Here is an 853-nt window from a genome sequence, read left to right as displayed (position 1 = left end):
TCGAGGTGGGCGGTGAGCTGGTGCAGGTGCCAGGCGGCGTCCGCCTTGGGCCGCAGCACCGTCGCCAGCCGCTCGGCCGTCAGCGACTCCAGAACACCGTCGTCGACCACACCGGCTGCGTGGACGACGCCGGACAGGCCCGGACCATCGGGCGCGGTCAGCTCGTCGATCAGGGCGGCCAGGGCGTCGCGGTCGGTGACGTCGCACGACGCCCACCGCACGGTGGCACCCAGCTCCCGCAACTCCTCCACCAGCGCGGTCGCGGGGCGACGCGAGACGAGGACGAGGTCACGCACGCCGTGGGCGGTGACGAGGTGACGGGCGACCAGACCGCCCAGCGCGCCGCCGGCACCGGTGACCAGTACCGCGCCTTCGGCGGCGGGCAGCGTGGTGTCGGCAGGGGTGGTGGTGCGGGCCAGTCGGGGAGCCAGGACCTCGCCCGCGCGGATCGCGAGCTGCGGTTCGTCCAGGCTGGCGAGAGCCGCCAGGTCCTCCGTCGTTCCGTCGGTGTCGACCAGGACGATCCGGTCGGGGTGCTCGGACTGCGCGGAGCGGACCAGACCCCACACCGCCGCGGCGGCGAGGTCCGTGACCTCCTCGGCTCCGGTCGCGGCCACCGCACCGTTGGTGACGACGACCAGACGCCGGTCCTGCTCGCCCGATGCGAGCCACTGCTGCAGCCGGGCCAGGACGTCGGCGACGACGGTCTGCACGGTCGCGGGCACGTCACCGTCGATGCCATTGCTGGGTACCTCGAGGACGTCCACACCGACGGTGGTGCTCGGTGTGGTGGTGAGGTGCTGCCAGTGGAGGTGGAAGAGGGAGTCGTGGGTGGGGGTGTCGAGCTGTTCGG

The 853-nt window shown here is 73.3% G+C and carries 1 protein-coding gene; it reads right to left on the bottom strand.

Annotated features, from left to right (window positions below; genetic code table 11):
• A partial coding sequence (locus A2U95_RS00015) for a beta-ketoacyl reductase (protein WP_166020107.1) occupies window positions 1-853 on the bottom strand: 853 nt, incomplete at both ends.

Origin of the sequence: Streptomyces chilikensis, from assembly GCF_001642695.1 — a bacterium.
GTDB lineage: Bacteria > Actinomycetota > Actinomycetes > Streptomycetales > Streptomycetaceae > Streptomyces > Streptomyces chilikensis.
This window is presented reverse-complemented; position numbering and strand designations above follow the sequence as displayed.